The 18,678-nt window shown below is 71.1% G+C and carries 21 protein-coding genes; 14 read left to right on the forward strand and 7 right to left on the reverse strand.

What is annotated here, in order from left to right:
* Nucleotides 1–41: 41 nt before the first annotated feature.
* Nucleotides 42–419: a hypothetical protein gene (locus tag HTZ82_RS08720; RefSeq protein WP_175408748.1), complete on the forward strand. Its 378-nt coding sequence runs from the start codon at nucleotides 42–44 to the stop codon at nucleotides 417–419.
* On the opposite strand, the gene HTZ82_RS08725 is transcribed toward HTZ82_RS08720, so the two are convergent.
* On the reverse strand, nucleotides 382–1,068 hold the full coding sequence (locus tag HTZ82_RS08725) for a FadR/GntR family transcriptional regulator (RefSeq protein ID WP_175408728.1): 687 nt from the start codon (nucleotides 1,066–1,068) through the stop codon (nucleotides 382–384). The genes HTZ82_RS08720 and HTZ82_RS08725 overlap by 38 nt on opposite strands.
* Nucleotides 1,069–1,134: 66 nt before the next feature.
* On the opposite strand from HTZ82_RS08725, the gene HTZ82_RS08730 reads away from it, so the two are divergent.
* From HTZ82_RS08730 to HTZ82_RS08740, 4 genes are all read left to right on the forward strand, one after another.
* Nucleotides 1,135–2,427 (forward strand): MFS transporter, encoded by a 1,293-nt coding sequence (locus HTZ82_RS08730; protein WP_175408729.1) that lies wholly within the window; start codon nucleotides 1,135–1,137, stop codon nucleotides 2,425–2,427.
* Between the two features lie 16 nt (nucleotides 2,428–2,443).
* The gene (locus HTZ82_RS32095) at nucleotides 2,444–2,560 is read left to right on the forward strand and encodes an SGM_5486 family transporter-associated protein (protein ID WP_254711728.1); all 117 of its coding nucleotides are present in this window, start codon (nucleotides 2,444–2,446) and stop codon (nucleotides 2,558–2,560) included.
* Between the two features lie 111 nt (nucleotides 2,561–2,671).
* A complete protein-coding gene (locus HTZ82_RS08735; RefSeq protein ID WP_175408730.1) occupies nucleotides 2,672–2,899 on the forward strand; it encodes a hypothetical protein in 228 nt (75 codons plus the stop codon).
* Nucleotides 2,900–2,988: 89 nt separating this feature from the next.
* Complete coding sequence (locus HTZ82_RS08740) at nucleotides 2,989–3,507, forward strand: histidine phosphatase family protein (RefSeq protein WP_175408731.1); 519 nt, start codon at nucleotides 2,989–2,991, stop codon at nucleotides 3,505–3,507.
* A gap of 92 nt (nucleotides 3,508–3,599) precedes the next feature.
* Here the strand turns inward: HTZ82_RS08740 and serB are convergent, their stop codons facing one another.
* Nucleotides 3,600–4,799, reverse strand: a complete 1,200-nt coding sequence (gene serB, locus HTZ82_RS08745; protein WP_175408732.1) for a phosphoserine phosphatase SerB — start codon at nucleotides 4,797–4,799, stop codon at nucleotides 3,600–3,602.
* A gap of 488 nt (nucleotides 4,800–5,287) precedes the next feature.
* Here serB and HTZ82_RS08750 point away from each other — a divergent pair, with 488 nt between their 5' ends.
* Nucleotides 5,288–7,876, forward strand: coding sequence for an FHA domain-containing protein (locus tag HTZ82_RS08750; RefSeq protein WP_175408733.1), 2,589 nt, complete (start codon nucleotides 5,288–5,290; stop codon nucleotides 7,874–7,876).
* A 102-nt stretch (nucleotides 7,877–7,978) separates the two neighbouring features.
* On the opposite strand, the gene HTZ82_RS08755 is transcribed toward HTZ82_RS08750, so the two are convergent.
* Nucleotides 7,979–8,689, reverse strand: a complete 711-nt coding sequence (locus HTZ82_RS08755; RefSeq protein WP_175408734.1) for a transglycosylase SLT domain-containing protein — start codon at nucleotides 8,687–8,689, stop codon at nucleotides 7,979–7,981.
* A 443-nt stretch (nucleotides 8,690–9,132) separates the two neighbouring features.
* Between HTZ82_RS08755 and HTZ82_RS08760 the strand changes: the two genes are divergently transcribed.
* The 3 genes from HTZ82_RS08760 to HTZ82_RS08770 all read left to right on the forward strand — a co-directional run bounded on the left by HTZ82_RS08760 (nucleotide 9,133) and on the right by HTZ82_RS08770 (nucleotide 11,314).
* Complete coding sequence (locus HTZ82_RS08760; protein ID WP_175408735.1) at nucleotides 9,133–10,278, forward strand: GAF domain-containing sensor histidine kinase; 1,146 nt, start codon at nucleotides 9,133–9,135, stop codon at nucleotides 10,276–10,278.
* Nucleotides 10,271–10,918, forward strand: coding sequence for a response regulator transcription factor (locus HTZ82_RS08765; RefSeq protein WP_175408736.1), 648 nt, complete (start codon nucleotides 10,271–10,273; stop codon nucleotides 10,916–10,918). Before HTZ82_RS08760 ends, HTZ82_RS08765 begins: the two co-directional genes overlap by 8 nt.
* A gap of 150 nt (nucleotides 10,919–11,068) precedes the next feature.
* Complete coding sequence (locus HTZ82_RS08770; protein WP_175408737.1) at nucleotides 11,069–11,314, forward strand: chaplin; 246 nt, start codon at nucleotides 11,069–11,071, stop codon at nucleotides 11,312–11,314.
* A gap of 212 nt (nucleotides 11,315–11,526) precedes the next feature.
* On the opposite strand, the gene HTZ82_RS08775 is transcribed toward HTZ82_RS08770, so the two are convergent.
* Nucleotides 11,527–12,315 carry a hypothetical protein gene (locus tag HTZ82_RS08775; RefSeq protein WP_175408738.1) on the reverse strand — a complete coding sequence of 263 codons (789 nt, stop codon included), beginning with the start codon at nucleotides 12,313–12,315 and terminating at the stop codon, nucleotides 11,527–11,529.
* A 115-nt stretch (nucleotides 12,316–12,430) separates the two neighbouring features.
* Here HTZ82_RS08775 and HTZ82_RS08780 point away from each other — a divergent pair, with 115 nt between their 5' ends.
* The 4 genes from HTZ82_RS08780 (at nucleotide 12,431) to HTZ82_RS08795 (ending at nucleotide 15,560) form a co-directional block, all read left to right on the forward strand.
* On the forward strand, nucleotides 12,431–13,222 hold the full coding sequence (locus HTZ82_RS08780) for an ABC transporter ATP-binding protein (protein ID WP_175408739.1): 792 nt from the start codon (nucleotides 12,431–12,433) through the stop codon (nucleotides 13,220–13,222).
* 46 nt (nucleotides 13,223–13,268) lie between these two features.
* Entirely contained in the window at nucleotides 13,269–13,697 is a 429-nt protein-coding gene (locus tag HTZ82_RS08785; protein ID WP_175408740.1) for an NfeD family protein, read from the forward strand.
* A gap of 79 nt (nucleotides 13,698–13,776) precedes the next feature.
* Nucleotides 13,777–14,712: an SPFH domain-containing protein gene (locus tag HTZ82_RS08790; protein WP_175408741.1), complete on the forward strand. Its 936-nt coding sequence runs from the start codon at nucleotides 13,777–13,779 to the stop codon at nucleotides 14,710–14,712.
* A 59-nt stretch (nucleotides 14,713–14,771) separates the two neighbouring features.
* Nucleotides 14,772–15,560 (forward strand): sulfite exporter TauE/SafE family protein, encoded by a 789-nt coding sequence (locus HTZ82_RS08795; RefSeq protein WP_175408742.1) that lies wholly within the window; start codon nucleotides 14,772–14,774, stop codon nucleotides 15,558–15,560.
* A gap of 60 nt (nucleotides 15,561–15,620) precedes the next feature.
* On the opposite strand, the gene HTZ82_RS08800 is transcribed toward HTZ82_RS08795, so the two are convergent.
* The 3 genes from HTZ82_RS08800 to HTZ82_RS08810 form a co-directional block, all read right to left on the reverse strand.
* Nucleotides 15,621–16,127: an HNH endonuclease gene (locus HTZ82_RS08800; RefSeq protein ID WP_175408743.1), complete on the reverse strand. Its 507-nt coding sequence runs from the start codon at nucleotides 16,125–16,127 to the stop codon at nucleotides 15,621–15,623.
* Between the two features lie 138 nt (nucleotides 16,128–16,265).
* On the reverse strand, nucleotides 16,266–16,805 hold the full coding sequence (locus HTZ82_RS08805) for a YbhB/YbcL family Raf kinase inhibitor-like protein (RefSeq protein ID WP_175408744.1): 540 nt from the start codon (nucleotides 16,803–16,805) through the stop codon (nucleotides 16,266–16,268).
* Between the two features lie 42 nt (nucleotides 16,806–16,847).
* Nucleotides 16,848–17,630 carry a sporulation protein gene (locus tag HTZ82_RS08810; protein WP_175408745.1) on the reverse strand — a complete coding sequence of 261 codons (783 nt, stop codon included), beginning with the start codon at nucleotides 17,628–17,630 and terminating at the stop codon, nucleotides 16,848–16,850.
* A gap of 89 nt (nucleotides 17,631–17,719) precedes the next feature.
* On the opposite strand from HTZ82_RS08810, the gene HTZ82_RS08815 reads away from it, so the two are divergent.
* Nucleotides 17,720–18,361 carry a DNA-3-methyladenine glycosylase gene (locus HTZ82_RS08815; RefSeq protein ID WP_175408746.1) on the forward strand — a complete coding sequence of 214 codons (642 nt, stop codon included), beginning with the start codon at nucleotides 17,720–17,722 and terminating at the stop codon, nucleotides 18,359–18,361.
* The last annotated feature ends 317 nt before the right edge of the window (nucleotides 18,362–18,678 follow it).

Genomic DNA, 18,678 nt, shown 5'->3' on the forward strand with positions numbered 1-18,678 from the left:
GGCGGCGCCCGCCGCCGGGTGCCCGGGGAGGAGGTGTGGCCGTGCTCCGTGCCCGTACGAAGCTCCCTGCTCGTACGACGCTCCGTGCCCGTACGAGACACCTCGCCGTCGCGTCGGTCCTGGGCCCGCTGCTTCTGGCGGGCTCCGCCGTGGCCGGCGAGCGGCAGCAGGACGACGGCGCCTCGTGCCGCACGGCGGTCGAGGGCTCACGCGTCGTCGCGTACTGCCACAACCCCTATCCCCGCACCGATCGCGTCCAACTGCACGTCGAGTGCGCCCGCTGGTGGGACATCGACGTCGACAGCGCACCCGTCGAGATACCGCCCACCGCGTACGTCGAGCTCACCGAACGCTGCTGGAAGGAGGTCCGGACCGCCTGGATCACTCACCAGGCCGTGCCGGACTCCGCAGGCACATGAACGGATAGCCGGCCGCCTCCGCGGCCGCCGTGTCCCCGTCGCCTCCGCGGATCGCCTCCACCAGCCGCCCGTGGTCCATGTGGTTCTCGGGGCGCAGCTCCCGGCCCACGTCATCGCGGAGCCAGTCGCGCAGCAGGTCCGCGAGGTCCGCGTACAGCTCCGTCAGCACCTCGTTGTGCGAGGCGGCCACCACCGCCAGATGGAACGACGAGTCCGCCGTCACGAACCGCTCCGCGTCCCCCGTCGCCCACGCCTCCTCGCGCCGCGCCAGCAGGGCGTCGAGCTGCTGCACGTCCCGCTCCGTGCGGCGCTCGGCGGCGAGCCGGGCGGCCGACGACTCCAGCGTCGAGCGCAGCTCGGCGACATGCCGCGGGTCGGCGTCCGCGAAGCGCCGGTGCATCACGCCGGCCAGCTCGCTGGTCGCCACGACGTACGTGCCGGAGCCCTGCCGGATGTCCAGCAGGCCGTTGTGCGCCAGGGCGCGCACCGCCTCACGGACGGTGTTGCGGGCGACACCCAGCTGCTCCACCAGCTCCGGCTCGGTGGGGATGCGCGAGCCGACCGGCCACTCGCCCGAGGTGATCTGGTTCCGCAGCTGCGCGATCACCTGGTCGGCGAGTGCCGAGCGGCGGGGTGAGCTGAGCGCCATGCCTCTCCTTGTCCGGTTCATTCAGGATTGGACAACCAATCATCCCATGATTCTATGATGGCTTCCATGTCCGACGAGCCCCAGACCCGCACCCTCACCAAGCCCCCTGCCGCCGAAGCGGCGACCGCCACCCCCGCCCAGGGGGCCGCGGCCCCGCCTCTGGGCGTGTGGCTCACGCGTCTCCTGATCGTCGGACTCGTCCTCACCGCGCTGAACCTCCGCCCCGCCATCACCAGCCTCGGCGCCCTCCTCGAAGAGGTCCGCACCGGGCTGCACATGAGCGGCAGCGTCGCCGGCGTCCTCACCTCCGTACCGCCGCTGTGCTTCGCCGTCTTCGGGCTCACCGCACCCCGCCTCGCCCGCCGCTTCGGCGCCGCCACCGTCGTCTGCGCCGGCACGGCGGCCATCGCGGCCGGCCTGCTGATCCGCCCGTTCGCGGGCGGCACGGCCGCCTTCCTCGCCGCCAGCGCCCTCGCCCTCATGGGCATCGCGCTCAGCAACGTCCTGATGCCCGTCATCGTCAAGCGGTACTTCCCGGACCGCGTCGGCACCATGACCGGCCTCTACTCGATGGCGCTGGCCCTCGGCACCTCCCTCGCGGCCGCCGTCACCGTCCCGATGACCTCCGCCCTGGGCGGCGACTGGCGCACGGGCCTCGGCGTGTGGGCGGTCCTCGCGCTGCTCGCCGTCGTGCCGTGGATCCCCGTCGTACGGGACCGCGACGGCACCGCACCGGCGCCCGATACCGCGACGGCGGGGGAGAGCGCGGCGAACGGTGCGCCGCGGATCGTCCGCAGCCGCACCGCGTGGGCGCTCGCCTGCTTCTTCGGGCTCCAGGCCACCGGCGCGTACATCACGATGGGCTGGCTGCCGCAGATCTTCCGCGACGCCGGCGTCCCGGCGGGCACCGCCGGAGTGCTGCTGGCCGTCACCATGGTCATGGGCGTCCCGCTCGCCTTCGTCATCCCGCGCGTGGCCGGCCGGATGCGGCAGCAGGGGCCCATCGTCGTCGTCCTCGGCCTGTGCGGCCTCGCCGGATACGCCGGGCTGCTCACCGCCCCGGCCGCCGGCGCCTGGGCGTGGGCGCTGCTGCTCGGCGTCGCCAACTGCGCCTTCCCGCTCGCCCTCACCATGATCGGCATGCGGGCCCGGTCCGGCACCGGCGTCGTGCGCCTCTCCGCCTTCGCGCAGAGCGTCGGCTACCTCATCTCGATCCCCGGCCCCATCCTGGTCGGCGCCCTCTACCAGCACAGCGGCGGCTGGAACGTTCCGCTGGCCCTGATGGCGGGCCTCGTCGTGCCGCAGATGGTGGCCGGTGTCCTGGCGGGGCGGGACCGGACGATCGAGGACGAGGCGTAGGTGCGAGACTGGGCGCATGCCTGTGCTCGACCCGAACCCCCAGAACGGCCAGAAGAAGCTCCTCGTCGTCCTCGGCGCCATGCTCGCGATCGGCGTGCTCATCGGCATCGTGGCCTCCGTCGCCTCCCCCTAGGGGGAGGACCTCCGGGTCAAGTCGGTGGTTCACCGGATGGGGCCGCGGCCGGGTGATCCGTAGCGTGGACACATCACGCACCACGGACCCGCGACGACGACGGAGGCGGCCATGCCGGCCCGCACCACACCCACGACCCGTACGGCCGGTACGGCCGGTACGGCCCGCGCCACGGGCGTCGACGTACGGCTGCCCTGGTGGGCACTCGCCCTCCCCGTGGCCGCGTTCGCCGCGCTCTTCGTCCTGCTCGCCGGCCCCGCCGACGCCGCCCGCGCCACCGGGGGAGAACCCGCCGTCGGCCGCGTCCTCGAACAGATCCAGCACACCCTGACCCGCTAGGGCCTGCCGCGCGGGGCGGCCTCACGCGTCCAGCTCCCGAGCGCCCAACACCCTGCGCCCCAAGGTCCTTTTCATGGGAAGCTGGGGACATGAGCGTCGATACACCTCGCAGGATCGTGCTACTCCGGCATGCGAAGGCCGAATGGTCCCAGGAGTCCGACCATGAGCGCCCGCTCGCCGAACGGGGCCGCAAGGACGCCCCCATGGCCGGCCGCTGGCTCGCGGGAGCCGGCCTCATCCCCGATCTGACCCTGTGCTCGACCGCCGTCCGGACCCGGGAGACCTGGAAACTGGCCGTCCCGGAGCTGCCCCAGCGGCCCAGGACGGTGTACGACGAGCGCATCTACGAAGCGTCGCTCGGCGAACTCATCGCGGTGCTCAACGAGACCTCGGACGACGTCGGCACCCTCCTGCTCGTCGGCCACAACCCCGGAGTCCACGCCCTGGCGGACGCCCTGTCCGGCGAGGCCGACGGCGACCTCCTCGCCCGCATGAACCGGGGCGGCTTCCCGACCTCCGCGCTGGCGGTCGTCCAGTTCAACGGCTCCTGGAAGTCGGTGGAGCACGGCGTGGGCCGGCTGGTCGCGTACTGGGCGCCGCACGAGTAGGAACCCCTCGCCGCACGCGGAAGGGCCCGGACACGGTCGCAGCCCGCCGACCGTGTCCGGGCCCTTTCCTCGCTCGCGTGGAGGTCGCGTCCCTACCCGGCGTCCGCGGCCTCGACCTCTTCGCGGGTGATGCCCAGGAGGTAGAGGACGGTGTCCAGGAACGGCACGTTGACGGCGGTGTCCGCCGCCTGCCGCACCACCGGCTTGGCGTTGAAGGCGACGCCGAGACCGGCGGTGTTGAGCATGTCGAGGTCGTTCGCGCCGTCCCCGATGGCCACGGTCTGGGCGAGCGGTACGCCCGCCTCCGCCGCGAACCGGCGCAGCAGCCGCGCCTTGCCGGCCCGGTCCACGACCTCCCCGGTCACCCGCCCGGTCAGCTTGCCGTCCACCACCTCCAGCGTGTTGGCGGAGGCGAAGTCCAGACCGAGCCGTTCCTTGAGGTCGTCCGTGACCTGCGTGAAGCCGCCGGACACCACACCGACCTGGTAGCCGAGCCGCTTCAGCGTACGGATCAGGGTCCGGGCACCCGGCGTGAGCCGCACATCGGCGCGTACCTTCTCGACGACCGACTCGTCGAGCCCCGCGAGCAGCGCCACGCGCGCGTGGAGCGACTGCTCGAAGTCCAGCTCGCCGCGCATCGCCGCCGCCGTGATCTCCGCGACCTTGTCCTCGCAGCCCGCGTGGGCGGCGAACAGCTCGATCACCTCGTCCTGGATGAGCGTCGAGTCGACGTCCATGACGACCAGCCGCTGCGCCCGCCGGTGCAGCCCGGCCGAGACGACGGCCACGTCGACGCCGATCTCGTGCGCCTCGGTCGCCAGCGCGGTCCGCAGGGGCTCGGTCTCCGTACCGGACACGGCGAACTCGACAGCCGTCACCGGATACTTGGCGAGGCGGAAGACCCGGTCGATGTTGCCGCCCGTCCGGGTGATGGTGGCCGCTATGGCCGCCGTGTTCTCGGCCGTCAGCGGGTGCCCCAGCACGGTCACGTGGGACCGGCCATGACCGCGGGGCCGGTTGTCGCCGGTACCGGAGATGATCTCCGCCTGGAGCTTCAGCGACTCGGCCCAGCTGTGCACGGTGGCCCGCAGCTCGCCTTCCGTGCTGACGGTCGGCTCGGTGACGAGCGCGCACAGGACGATACGGCCGCGGGTGACGACCTGCTCGATGTCGACGACATCGACGGCGAACGCGGCGAGGGTGTCGAACAGCCCGGCGGTGATCCCGGGACGGTCCTTCCCGAAGATCTTGACGAGAAGGGTGCGAACGTCTGAGGTCTGTGATGCGCTCATGGTCCCTCCACCGTATCGGCCCCACCGGAAGGACTCCGCCCCCGTCCCGCCCTGCGGACACCTGTATACGACCCGGGACGGCACGGTGCGCTCCGCCCCCCGCCACCCGCTGCCCCCGCCCGCCGCTCCCGCCACGGCTCGCCCGGACGCCGCCGGCGAGGCCAGGATCACATCCGGCCCGGCACCCGCGCGCCGACGGCACCGCCCTCGCCTCCGTATCCCCATCAGACCCCCCAGATCACCACCACGCTGCCCCATTCCTCCAAGATCCTCCGGACTCATGGGCGCTTACCACGCTCCGGGGGTGTTTCGCCTCCGCCGACAGGTGCTCCCCACCGGCCCGGCGCGGGCCTGCGCGCTGTCTTCACACCGCCCGACTTTCGGATCCGGACCCGGTCCTGAAATAGTTCCTCCTCGATGTTCGCCATCCCTAGACTCCGCGCGACAGCGACGGAAGTGCATCGGGGGACAACTACGTGGGGCATGGAGTGCCGGAACTCGTACTGGAATTGAACGGAAGGACCTGGGCTCTCGATCCGTCCAGGTCGTACACCCTCGGGCGGGACCCGCAGGGCGACGTGGTGATCGACGACGCCAGGGTGTCGTGGCGGCACGCCACGATCAGCTGGGGCGGCCGGAGTTGGGTCATCGAAGACCACGGCTCCACCAACGGCACCTATGTGCAGGGCCAGCGGATCCACCAGCTGGAGATCGGCCCCGGCGTCGCGGTCAACCTCGGCAACGCCACCGACGGCCCGCGGCTCGGCTTCACGGCGGGAGCGGCAGGTGCCGCCGCGGCTGCCGGCGCCGCAGCCGGCGCGGGCGCGTACAACGCCCCCGCCGCGCAGGCCCAGCAGCAGGCCTGGCCCAGCCAGCACCAGGCGCAGGCCCCCGCCCCCCAACAGCAGCACCAGCAGCACGCCCAGGACGGCTGGCAGAAGCAGCAGCAGCACCAGCAGCAGCACCAGCAGCCGCCGCAGCCCCAGGCGCACATCCCGCACCAGCAGCCACCCGCCGCCGGTGCGGGCGCGGCAGGCGCGGGCCCGGCCTCCCCCGCGTACGGCGGCGACCGCAGCCCCACCACCTTCCACCAGCTGGCCCTCGGCCGCGTCATGCGCATCGGTCGTGCGCTGGAGAACGAACTGGTCGTCTCCGACCTCCAGGTCTCCCGCCACCACGCCGAGTTCACCGCGCACCCCGACGGCCGCTTCGAGATGCGCGACCTCGGCTCGCACAACGGCACGTACGTCAACGGCCAGCCGATCGCCAAGTCCAGCACCGTCCTCATCGGCCCGAACGACATCGTGGGTGTCGGTCACTCGACGTTCCGGATCGTCGGCGACCGCCTTGAGGAGTTCGTCGACACCGGTGAGGTCTCCTTCTCGGCCCGCCACCTCACCGTCACCGTCGACGGCGGCAAGCAGATCCTCAAGGACGTCAGCTTCGGCGTCCCGGAGAAGTCGCTGATCGGTGTCATCGGCCCGTCCGGTTCCGGAAAGTCGACGCTGCTCAAGGCGCTCACCGGCTACCGCCCGGCCGACCAGGGCGACGTCCTCTACGACAACCGCAGCCTCTACAAGCAGTTCGCCGAGCTGCGCCAGCGCATCGGTCTGGTCCCGCAGGACGACATCCTGCACAAGGAGCTGACCGTCCAGAAGGCCCTCCGCTACGCGGCCAAGCTCCGCTTCCCCGGCGACACCGCCGAGGCCGAGCGCGAGGCCCGTATCGACGAGGTCCTGCGCGAGCTCAAGCTGGACATCCACCGGGAGAAGAAGGTCACCTCCCTCTCCGGCGGCCAGCGCAAGCGCGTCTCCGTCGCCCTGGAGCTGCTGACCAAGCCGTCCCTGATCTTCCTGGACGAGCCGACCTCCGGTCTCGACCCGGGCATGGACCGCGACGTCATGCAGCTGCTGCGCGGCCTCGCCGACGACGGCCGCACGGTCCTGGTCGTCACGCACTCCGTGGCCGAGCTCGGCCTCTGCGACAAGCTGCTCGTGATGGCGCCCGGCGGCTCCGTCGCCTACTTCGGCCCGCCGGAGGAGGCGCTCAACTTCTTCGGCTACGAGACGTGGGCGGACGTCTTCTCGGCGTTCGAGAACTACCGTGACTACGACTGGGCCGGCCGCTGGAAGGGCTCGCAGCACTACCAGCTGTACGCGGCGGACATCGACGCCGTCGCCGCCCAGCCGGTCCAGATGCCGGTGCAGTCCGCCGCCAGACCGCCCAAGCCGCAGAGCTGGGGCGCCCAGCTGTGGACGCTGATCCGCCGCTACGTCTCGGTGATCGCCTCCGACCGGGGCTTCCTCGCCCTCATGGTGATCCTCCCGGCGGTGCTCGGCGCGGTCTCCGTCGTCATCCCGGCCGACTTCGGCCTGGCCCCGCCCACACCGCCGTCCCGGTTCAACGGCGACGCCGGCACGATCATGCTGATCCTCGCGGTCGGCATGTGCTTCTCGGGCGCGGCCAACTCCGTACGAGAGCTGATCAAGGAACGGGTCATCTACGAACGGGAACGCGCCACCGGCCTGTCCCGCTCGGCCTATCTGATGTCCAAGGTGATCGTCCTCGGTGTCATCACCGCGTTCCAGGGCGTCATCATCTGCGCCATCGGCTTCATCCCGCGCGACCTGCCCGCCGAGGGCCTGCTCATGCCGCCGGCCGTCGAGCTGTGCGTCGTCGTCATCGCGCTCGGCTTCACCTCGATGATGGTCGGCCTGGTCATCTCGTCCCTCGTGAAGACGGCCGAGAAGACCATGCCGCTGCTGGTGATGTTCGCGATCGTCCAGGTCGTCTTCACCGGCATCCTGTTCAAGGTGTACGGATCGCCCGGCCTGGAGCAGTTCGCCTGGCTCATGCCCTCCCGCTGGGCCATCGCCGGCGCGGGCACGACCCTCGACCTGGCGCACCTGATGCCGCCGTGGGACCACAAGAACCCGACCGACCTGGACCCGCTGTGGGAGCACAGCGCCGGCCAGTGGGGCGTCAACATCTCCGTGCTCCTGGTCATGGCCGTGGCCCTGGGCGTCGTCGTGGCACGACTGCTGCGCCGCCACGAGCCCGAGGTCATGCGCAAGTAACGGCACGACGGCCCCGCACGCGGCACGCGCGGGCCACGCACACGCCGAAGGGCGGCACCCCCTCACTCGGGTGCCGCCCTTCGGCGTTCGGCGCAGCGCGGCTCAGTAGGCGCTGTTGACGTTGTCCATGGAGCCGTAGCGGTCGGCCGCGTAGTTGCAGGCGGCGACGATGTTGGCGACCGGGTCCCACTGGCTCTTCTTGGTGCCGGGGACGTGGTAGGCGTCGAAGGTCGGCTTGATGACCTGGAGCAGACCGATCGACGGGACGCCGTTACGCGCGTTGATGTCCCAGTTGTTGATCGCGTTCGGGTTACCGCTGGACTCCCGCATGATGTTGCGGTGGATGCCCTCGTAGGTGCCCGGGATGTTGTGCTTCTTCATGATGTCGAGCGCCTCGCGGATCCAGCCGTCGAGGTTGTTCGGGTACACCGGCTTGCGGGCGGCGGCGCGGCTCGCGGCGGCCTTCTCGGCGGCGCGCTTCTTCGCCTCGGCCTGGGCCTTCGCCTTGGCGGCGGCCTCCGCCTTGGCCTTGGCGGCGGCAGCGGCCTTGGCCTTCGCCTTGGCGTCGGCGGCGGCCTTCAGCTCGAAGGCGGACTGCTGCCCGGCGACGCTCGCCTGAAGCTCCGCGGTCTTGTAACCGTTCCAGGTGGCGGCGGCGGGAGCGGCGGCGACCTCCTTGACCTCGGCCTCGGCGGTGTTGCCCGGGACGAGGGTGAGGGAGAGGGCGGCGGCGCTGACGGCGGCCACACCGGCAAGCGACAGCTTGTGGTTCTTCTTGAGACGGCTGAGACCAGGGATGCTGGACGGGGACATGCAGTCGTACCTCTTCGAATAGCGGAAGTCGCACGCCGTGGCGGCGCTGCGCCTTTCTCGGCGGGCGACGGCTGCAATTCTTAGCGGGCGCAAAATCCCGTGGCAAAGGTGTGACGTACGACCCCGGATAGTGGATCAGCGGCTGCCCGCGAGCGTCATCCGACGCCCGACGCACCCGCCCCACCAGCATTGATCCCGTCCTTACGCGGTCCACTAGGCGTGTTCGTAAGTGATCTGGGTCCTATGCGCGGGCTCACATCGACCGTGTAACAGTCTCACCAGGAGTTGCTGAAGCAATGCGCACGGTAAGTGGCGAGGTGTCCGGCCTGTCCGAGATGTCCCCTGCGTGTCCCCTGTGGTGCCCGGGACCTAGGTCCCCCGGCCCGGCCACGGCCGTCCACAGGCGGATACGGAGGGTCACCCCTGCTCGGTAACGTGAACGCATGACCGATCGACCACGCTCAGGGCTCGCCGCGGTGAGCACGGCCCTGCTGGAGATGAGCCGACAGCTGGAGGTCCGCGACGTCCTCAAGACGATCGTCGCGTCCGCCCGCGAGCTGCTCGACGCCGAGTACGCCGCCCTCGGCGTCCCGGACGACCACGGCGGCTTCGCCCAGTTCGTGGTCGACGGTGTCAGCGACGAGCAGTGGAAGGCCATCGGCCCACTGCCCCGCCAGCACGGCATCCTCGCGGCGATGCTCCACAACGAGAAGCCGGAGCGCCTCGCCGACGTCCGCGACGACCCCCGCTTCGAGGGCTGGCCCGCCACCCACCCCGACATGTCCGACTTCCTGGGCCTCCCCGTCCGCGACGGCGACGAGACCATCGCGGCCCTCTTCCTCGCCAACAAGCGCTGCCCCGCCCCCGGCGGCGGCTGCGGCTTCACCGCCGAGGACGAGGAACTGCTCGGCATCCTCGCCCAGCACGCCGCGATCGCCCTCACCAACGCCCGGCTCTACGAGCGCAGCCGCGAGCTCACCATCGCCGAGGAGCGCTCCCGCCTCGCCCACGAGCTGCACGACGCCGTCAGCCAGAAGCTCTTCTCGCTCCGCCTCACCGCCCAGGCGGCCGCCGCGCTCGTCGACCGCGACCCCGCCCGGGCCAAGGGCGAGCTCCACCAGGTCGCCGCCCTCGCCGCCGAGGCCGCCGACGAACTGCGCGCCGCCGTCGTCGAGCTCCGCCCCGCGGCCCTCGACGAGGACGGCCTCGTCCACACCCTCCGTACACACGTCCAGGTACTCGACCGGGCCCACACCGCCCGCGTGACCTTCGACGGCTGTGGCATACGCGCCCTCCCCGCCGCCCAGGAGGAGGCCGTCCTCCGGGTCGCCCAGGAGGCCCTGCACAACGCCCTGCGCCACTCCGGCGCCCACGAGGTCGCCGTCCGCCTCGCCCGGCGCGGCCAGGGCGCGCTCCTCACCGTCACCGACGACGGCACGGGCTTCGACCCGCGCGCCGTCCGCCGGGCCGGCCGCCACCTCGGCCTCGTCTCCATGCGGGACCGGGCGAGCGGCGTCGGCGGAAAGCTCACCGTGCACTCGGCGCCCGGCCAGGGCACCACGATCGAGATGGAGGTCCCCGGTGGCTGACAAGAGAATCCGGGTCCTGCTCGTCGACGACCACCAGGTCGTCCGCCGCGGCCTGCGCACCTTCCTCGAGGTGCAGGACGACATCGAGGTCGTCGGCGAGGCCGCCGACGGCGCGGAAGGCGTCGCCCGCGCCGAGGAGCTCCGCCCCGACGTCGTCCTCATGGACGTGAAGATGCCCGGCACCGACGGCATCGAGGCCCTCCGCAAGCTCCGCGACCTCGGCAACCCGGCCAAGGTCCTCGTCGTCACCAGCTTCACCGAGCAGCGCACCGTGGTCCCCGCGCTCCGGGCCGGCGCCGCCGGATACGTCTACAAGGACATCGACCCCGGCGCCCTGGCCGGCGCCATCCGGTCCGTACACGCGGGCCACGTCCTCCTCCAGCCCGAGGTGGCGGGCGCGCTCCTCTCCCAGGAGGACGGGAACGGCGGCTCGGGAGGCCGCAGCGGCACCCTCACCGAACGGGAGCGCGAGGTCCTCGGTCTCATCGCCGACGGCCGCTCCAACCGCGAGATCGCCCGCGCCCTCGTCCTCTCCGAGAAGACCGTCAAGACCCACGTGTCGAACATCCTGATGAAGCTGGACCTCGCGGACCGCACCCAGGCGGCCCTGTGGGCCGTCCGCCACGGCATGACGACATAAGACAGACAACGGACGAGAAGGTTGTCCTCCCATCAAAGATTCATACCGTCGTGTGTATGTCACCCGTCCGGCGCAACCTGAGCGGCGCCCGGCCGTTCTCCATGGCGTGCTGCGGTGATGGCCGCAGCGATGGCTAGGAGGAATTTTCCAGTGAAGAACCTGAAGAAGGCCGCTGCTGTCACCATGGTCGCCGGTGGGCTCGTCGCCGCCGCCGCGGGTGTCGCGTCCGCCACCGGCGGCGCGCACGCCGACGGTGCCGCCGTCAAGTCCCCGGGCGTGGGCTCCGGCAACCTGATCCAGGCCCCGGTCCACGTGCCGGTGAACGTCAGCGGCAACACCGCCACGGTGATCGGCGCCCTGAACCCGGCCTTCGGCAACCACGCCGTCAACCACTGACGGCTCAGCGCGCGAACTCCCGGCCCCCCAGATCCCATCTGGGGGGCCGCCCCCTTTCCCCACAGCCCCGATCCCGTCCGCCCAGCCGCAGCCCGAGCCGCCCCGGAAGCTCGCGGGCCGCACCACGGGCGCCGCGAGCGCACCCCCAGAAGCCGCAGGCCGCACCAGGGAGGCCGGTCCGCGCCACGGAAGCCGCCGGCCGCCCCGGGGTATCAGGGCTTCTCCCGCTCCTTCTCCTCCACATACGCGTTGAACGCCGCCACCTGCGCCCGCCGCGCCACCCGCTCCACCGGCCGGAGCACCGCCGCCCGCGCCGTCATCTCCGACGCGCTCACCGCACCCCCGTGCCCCCGCTCGTACGCCAGTGAGACCAGCAGCCCCACCCGCTGCGCCAGCTCCAGCACCCGCGCCGCCCGCGGCGGATACCCCGGCGCCAGCACCTCACGCCCCGCGTGCGCCCGCGCCCGGTACGCGTCCAGCGCCGCCTCGGCCGCCGGCCCGGACCCGGCCACGTTCAGCCGCGTCAGCACCACCGTGGCCTCCCGCAACGCCTCCGCCAGCTCCCGCTCCGCCTCACCCAGCGACGGCACATCCGCCGGCGGCGCCTCCCGCACCGGCAGACAGTGCCACACCACCTCCACGTGCAGATCCCCCGCGGGCCCCGCCTCCGTCACCTCCGGCACGAGCCCGAACCCCGCCCCGTACCCGACGACGGCCTCCTCCGCCTCCAGCGCCCGCGCGTTGAACTCCGGCGGACCGCTCAGCCCCAGCGGATGCCCCGGCGCCGGCAGCGCCACCCGCCACCCCGCGACGCCCAGCGCCCGCAGCCGCCCCAGCGCCAACGTCAGCCCGACCGGGCCCGCCTCACCCGGCAGCCCCTCCACACGGTGCACCGCGTCGTCCCCGACGATCGCGACCACCGCCTCGTCCGGCGACACCAACCCGGCCAGCAGGGCGTTACCCCAAGCGGCCAACCGTCCTGAACGTGGTTCCGAAAGCATGCCCCCCACCCTAGGTACTGGCCCCTCCGCCCGTGGCGTAGGTTTTCCCCTGGGAACCCGCGCCCTCAGCGCAGGCTACGACGAAGACTCGACCGCAAGGGGAGACAACGCGCTCATGAGCGATGTACTGGAGCTGGTGGACGTATCCGTGGTCCGCGACGGACGCGCTCTGGTGGACGAGGTCTCCTGGTCGGTCAAGGAAGGCGAACGCTGGGTGATCCTCGGCCCCAACGGAGCCGGCAAGACCACTCTCCTCAACGTCGCCTCCACCTACCTCTTCCCCACCCGGGGCACCGCCCAGATCCTCGGCGAGCAGCTCGGCCGGGTCGACGTCTTCGAACTCCGCCCCCGCGTCAGCATGGCCGGCATCGCCATGGCCGAGAAGCTCCCCAAGCGCCAGACCGTCCTGGAGACCGTCCTCACCGCCGCGTACGGCATGACCGCCACCTGGCAGGAGGACTACGACGCCGTCGACGAGGAGCGCGCCCGCGCCTTCCTCGACCGCCTCGGCATGAGCGACTTCCTCGACCGCAGGTTCGGCACCCTCTCCGAGGGAGAGCGCAAGCGCACCCTCATCGCCCGCGCCCTCATGACCGACCCTGAGCTGCTCCTCCTCGACGAGCCCGCCGCCGGCCTCGACCTCGGCGGCCGCGAGGACCTCGTCCGCCGCCTCGGCCGCCTCGCCGCCGACCCGTACGCGCCCTCCATGGTCATGGTCACCCACCATGTCGAGGAGATCCCCCCGGGCTTCACCCACGTCCTGATGATCCGTCAGGGCAAGGTCCTCGCGGCAGGCCCCGTCGAGACCGAACTGACCTCCCGCAACCTCTCCCACTGCTTCGGCCTGCCCCTCGTCGTCGACAAGGTCGGCGACCGCTACACCGCCCAGGGCCTGCCCCTGTCCTGACGCGCGCGCCCTGTCCCCGCCGCGCCCACGGTCCTACCATGACGACGTGGACATCGACGCATGGGTCTGGTGGCTGATCGGAGCGGTGGGGCTGGGCATCCCCCTCGTCCTCACCGCGATGCCGGAATTCGGAATGTTCGCCGTCGGAGCGGTCGCAGGCGCCGTCACCGCGGCCCTCGGCTTCGGCGTGGTCGCCCAAGTGGTCGTCTTCGTCGTCGTATCCGTGGCACTCCTCGCCGTGGTCCGCCCCATCGCGGCCCGGCACCGCGCGGGACAACCCCAACACGCCAGCGGAGTCGACGCGCTGAAAGGCCGTCAAGCGACCGTCCTGGAACGGGTCGACGGCAACGGCGGACGGATCAAGCTCGCCGGTGAGGTCTGGTCCGCCCGTACCTACGCCCCCGACCAGGTCTTCGAACCGGGCCAACAGGTGGACGTCGTCGAGATCGACGGGGCCACCGCCGTAGTCATGTGAAACAACCACACAGAGCGGCCCGCCGTCTGGAAAAATCGATCATCGACATCAACCGGCAGCGAAGGGCACGGGGAGCACGATGCCATCAGTCATCATCGTTCTGGTCATTCTGGTGGTGCTTGTCTTCATCGCCCTGATCAAAACGATCCAGGTCATCCCACAGGCCAGCGCCGCCATCGTCGAGCGCTTCGGCCGCTACACCCGCACCCTCAACGCGGGCCTCAACATCGTCGTCCCGTTCATCGACACCATCCGCAACCGCATCGACCTCCGCGAACAGGTCGTCCCCTTCCCGCCCCAGCCGGTGATCACCCAGGACAACCTGGTCGTCAACATCGACACCGTCATCTACTACCAGGTCACCGACGCCCGGGCCGCCACCTACGAAGTCGCCAGCTACATCCAGGCGATCGAGCAGCTCACCGTCACCACCCTCCGCAACATCATCGGCGGCATGGACCTCGAACGGACCCTCACCTCCCGCGAGGAGATCAACGCCGCCCTCCGCGGCGTCCTCGACGAGGCCACCGGCAAGTGGGGCATCCGCGTCAACCGCGTCGAACTCAAGGCCATCGAGCCCCCCACCTCCATCCAGGACTCGATGGAGAAGCAGATGCGCGCCGACCGCGACAAGCGCGCCGCCATCCTCACCGCCGAAGGCATCCGCCAGTCCCAGATCCTCACCGCCGAGGGCGAGAAGCAGTCCGCCATCCTCCGCGCCGAGGGCGAGGCCCGCGCCGCCGCCCTCCGCGCCGAGGGCGAGGCCCAGGCCGTTCGTACGGTCTTCGAGGCCATCCACGCCGGCGACCCCGACCAGAAGCTGCTCTCCTACCAGTACCTCCAGATGCTCCCGAAGATCGCCGAAGGCGACGCCAACAAGCTCTGGATCGTGCCCAGCGAGATCGGCGACGCCCTCAAAGGCCTCTCCGGCGCCTTCGGCAACCTCGGCAACGGCGCCCCCGGCTTCAACACCGGCGGCAAGGAACAGCGCCGCGAGGAACCCCCGGTCGACTGAGCCGTCACGCCCTCGTGCATGATTCGGTTCATCAACCACCGATCCTGTACGGGGGCACAGTGACCATCTGGGAGATGCTCGCCGTCTTCGCGGCCGGCATAGGAGCGGGCACCATCAACGCCATCGTCGGATCGGGAACGCTCATCACGTTCCCCGTCCTCCTCGCGGCGGGCCTCCCACCGGTCACCGCCACCGTCTCCAACGCCCTCGGCCTCATCCCCGGCTCCATCAGCGGAGCCATCGGCTACCGCGCCGAACTCGCCGGACAGCGCCGCCGCATCATCCGCCTCAGCATCGGCTCCGCGGCCGGCGCCCTCTGCGGCGCCTTCCTCCTCACCCGCCTGCCCGCCACCGCGTTCGAGACGATCGTCCCCGTCCTCGTCACGCTGGCCCTCGTCCTCGTCGTCCTCCAGCCCCGCATCACCCGGGCCGTCCAGCGCCACCGCGAACAAGCGGCGGCCAAGAACCCCGGCACCGACCCGGCCACGGCCCCCGACGGCGGCCCGCTCCTCTTCGTCGGACTCCTCCTCGCCAGCGTCTACGGCGGCTACTTCACCGCCGCCCAGGGGATCATCTATCTCTCCCTCATGGGCATCCTGCTCCACGACGACCTGCAGCGCCTCAACGCCGTCAAGAACGTCCTCGCGGCCGTCGTCAACACCGTCGCCGCCCTGTTCTTCGTCTTCGCCGCCCACTTCGACTGGACCGCCGTCGCCCTCATCGCCGTCGGCTCCACCATCGGCGGCCAGCTCGGCGCCCGCATCGGCCGCCGCCTCCCCGCCCCCGTACTCCGCGCCTTCATCGTCGCCGTCGGCAGCGCCGCCGTCCTGCAGCTCGCCACCCGATGACACGAAGGAGCCCGCCCCCGACGACCACGTCGAGAGCGGGCTCCACCACTCCACAGTCGCTCAGGCCGCCCGAGGCCCCAGCCACTCCGGCAACTCGCCCCGCGCACCGGCCCGCAACGCCAGCAGCATCGCATCCGCCGGGCTCGGTACGAACGGCTCCCGCAGCAACGGCATCCCCGCCTCATCCGGCGTACGATCCGCCTTACGGTGATTGTCCTCGGCACACGAAGCCACCGTGTTCAGCCAGCTGTCCGCACCACCCTGCGACCGCGGCACCACATGGTCCACCGTCGTGGCGCGCCCACCGCAGTACGCGCACCGGTGCTGGTCCCGCACCAGCACACCCCTCCGCGACCACGGCGCGTGTCTTCGGAACGGAACCCGGACGTACCTGCACAACCTGATGACACGCGGCACCGGTATGTCGACCGAGGCCCCCCGCACCCGAAGCCCCGGATGCGCCTGCTCGACGACGGCCTTGTCCTGCAGCACGAGCACCACCGCACGGTTCAGCGTCACCGTCGACAACGGCTCGAAGCTCGCGTTCAGTACCAGCGTGTCCCGCATCAGTGCCCACCTCCCGTGTGCCGCCCACCCCCTGGCGGGCTTGGCTCAACTCTGGCCGTGCACACGAGGCAGGACAACGCATTAATGCCCGCCCCCGGTCTCTCCCAGACCAGGGACGGGCGAACAGAAGGCGAACTCTCAGCTCTCCGTGGGCGCCTCGTACTCACCGATCAGCTGCGCACGCGCCAGCGTGTGGAAACGCAGATTGAACCCGACGACCGCCGGCGAAGCGTCCGCGTCGGGCCCCAGCTTCTCCTGGTCCACCGCGTACACGGTGAACACATACCGGTGCGAACCGTCCCCCGGCGGCGGCGCCGCACCACCGAACTCCTTCGACCCGTAGTCGCTCCGTGCATGCACCGCACCCTCGGGGAGCCCCTCGAACTTCCCGCTCCCCGCACCGGCCGGCAGCTCCGTCACCGAAGCCGGGATGTCGAACAGCACCCAGTGCCAGAAGCCGCTGCCCGTCGGCGCGTCCGGATCGAAACACGTCACGGCGAAACTCTTCGTCTCCGCCGGGAACCCCTCCCACCGCAGCTGCGGCGAGGTGTTCCCCCCGGCGTGGACCTGCGCGTCCGCCAGCACACCGCCCGGCTCGATGTCGTCGCTCACCACCGTGAACGACGGCACCGGCGGGTGGAAGTCATGGGGGAGCGGAGCCCTCTTCGCCTCGGCCACGTCAGAACCTCCGATTCGCTCTGATCCTCGATCCACCCGAGCCTAGAGCCAGTTGCGGCGCCCGCCGACATCGGCGAGCCACTGGTTCAGATACGCCGCCCAGTCCGTCCCCTGGAAGTTCCCGTGCTGCACGACGAACGAGCGGTACGAGTCGCTGCCCTCGCTGAACAGCCCGCCCTTCTTGTCCATCTCCAGCACGACGTCCATCTCACGGTCGTCGGCCACGAACGACAGCTCGACCTGGTTCAGACCCCGGTACTGCTGCGGCGGCAGGAACTCGATCTCCTGGTAGAAGGGCAGCCGCTGCCGCGTCCCCCGGATGTGCCCCCGCTCCATGTCGGCGTTCTTGAAACGGAAGCCGAGCTGCAGGAACGCGTCCAGGATCGCCTGCTGCGCCGGCAGCGGATGCACATTGATCGGGTCCAGGTCCGTCGAGTCGACCGCCCGGGCGATCGCCAGCTCGGTCGTCACCCCGATGTTCATCCCGTGCAGCTGCTGCCCCGCGATCGACGTCACCGGCGTCTCCCACGGAATCTCCAGCCCGAACGGCACCACGTGCACCGCCCCGGCCTGCACCGTGAACGCCCCACCGAGCTGCACCTTCGTGAACTCGATGTCCTGCTTCACCTCCTGGTCGCCGCCCTCGACCTCGACCCGCGCCTGCAGCCCGATCGACAGCCCCTGGATGTCCTGGTCGACGCTCCCGCCCTCGATGCGCACCTCGCCCTGCACGACACCACCGGGCACCACATTCGCCTCGGTCAGCACCGTCTCGACGTTCGCACCACCCGCACCCAGGCTCGCGAGCAGCTTCTTGAACCCCATATCCACTCCTTGTCGGTGTCAGCTCACCTACGCGTACGCGCGGACGACCGTAGCCGGTTCCACGCCCCGCCCCAGTACGCTCGTTCAACATGATCGAGAGCCCCGACCGTACGCCGCTCCCCCGGGACTTCTTCGACCGCCCCGTACTGGAGGTCGCCCCCGACCTGCTGGGCCGCACCCTGGTACGGATGACGGACGACGGCCCCATCGAACTCCGACTCACGGAGGTCGAGGCGTACGCGGGCGAGGCCGACCCAGGCTCCCACGCCTACCGGGGCCGCACCGCGAGAAACGCCGTGATGTTCGGCCCGCCCGGACACGCCTACGTCTACTTCACGTACGGCATGTGGCACTGCCTGAACCTGGTGTGCGGCCCCGAGGGCACCGCGAGCGGTGTCCTCCTCCGCGCCGGCGAGATCCGCACCGGCCACGACCTGGCCCGCCACCGCCGCGCCTCGGCCCGGCACGACCGGGAACTGGCCATGGGCCCGGCCCGCCTCGCCACCGCCCTCGACGTCGACCGCACCCTGGACGGCACCGACGCCTGCGACGGCCCCGAGTCCCCGCTGTCCGTCCTCACCGGCACCCCGGTCCCACCCGGCCAGGTCCGCAGCGGCCCCCGCACGGGAGTAGGAGGAGACGGAGCCGTCCACCCCTGGCGCTTCTGGATCGACAGCGACCCGACCGTCAGCCCCTACCGCGCCCACACCCCCCGCAAACGCAGGACTTGACTCTGGGCACCCGACCGCCTAATCTCGACCGAGCCGCAAGAGCCGGGGCACGCTGTATCAGCAACTCCGGGGGCGGCCAACCCACTACCAAGCGATCTTCCCCCGAACGGGGTCACTTTCGGCATGCCGGAATATCTTCCGGAGCCCGATTATGACCCGCGAGGGAAATCAGCTAAAGTAGCGGAGCGCCGAAAGGCAAAGGCCCTCCAACGGCCACCGGAAACGAACTCCGAACCGGAAACGGAACGGAAAAGGGATCTGGTAAGGTTGGAAACACCGAAGGGAAGCGCCCGGAGGAAAGCCCGAGAGGGTGAGTA

Origin of the sequence: Streptomyces sp. TRM64462, from assembly GCF_013362995.1 — a bacterium.
Lineage (GTDB): Bacteria > Actinomycetota > Actinomycetes > Streptomycetales > Streptomycetaceae > Streptomyces.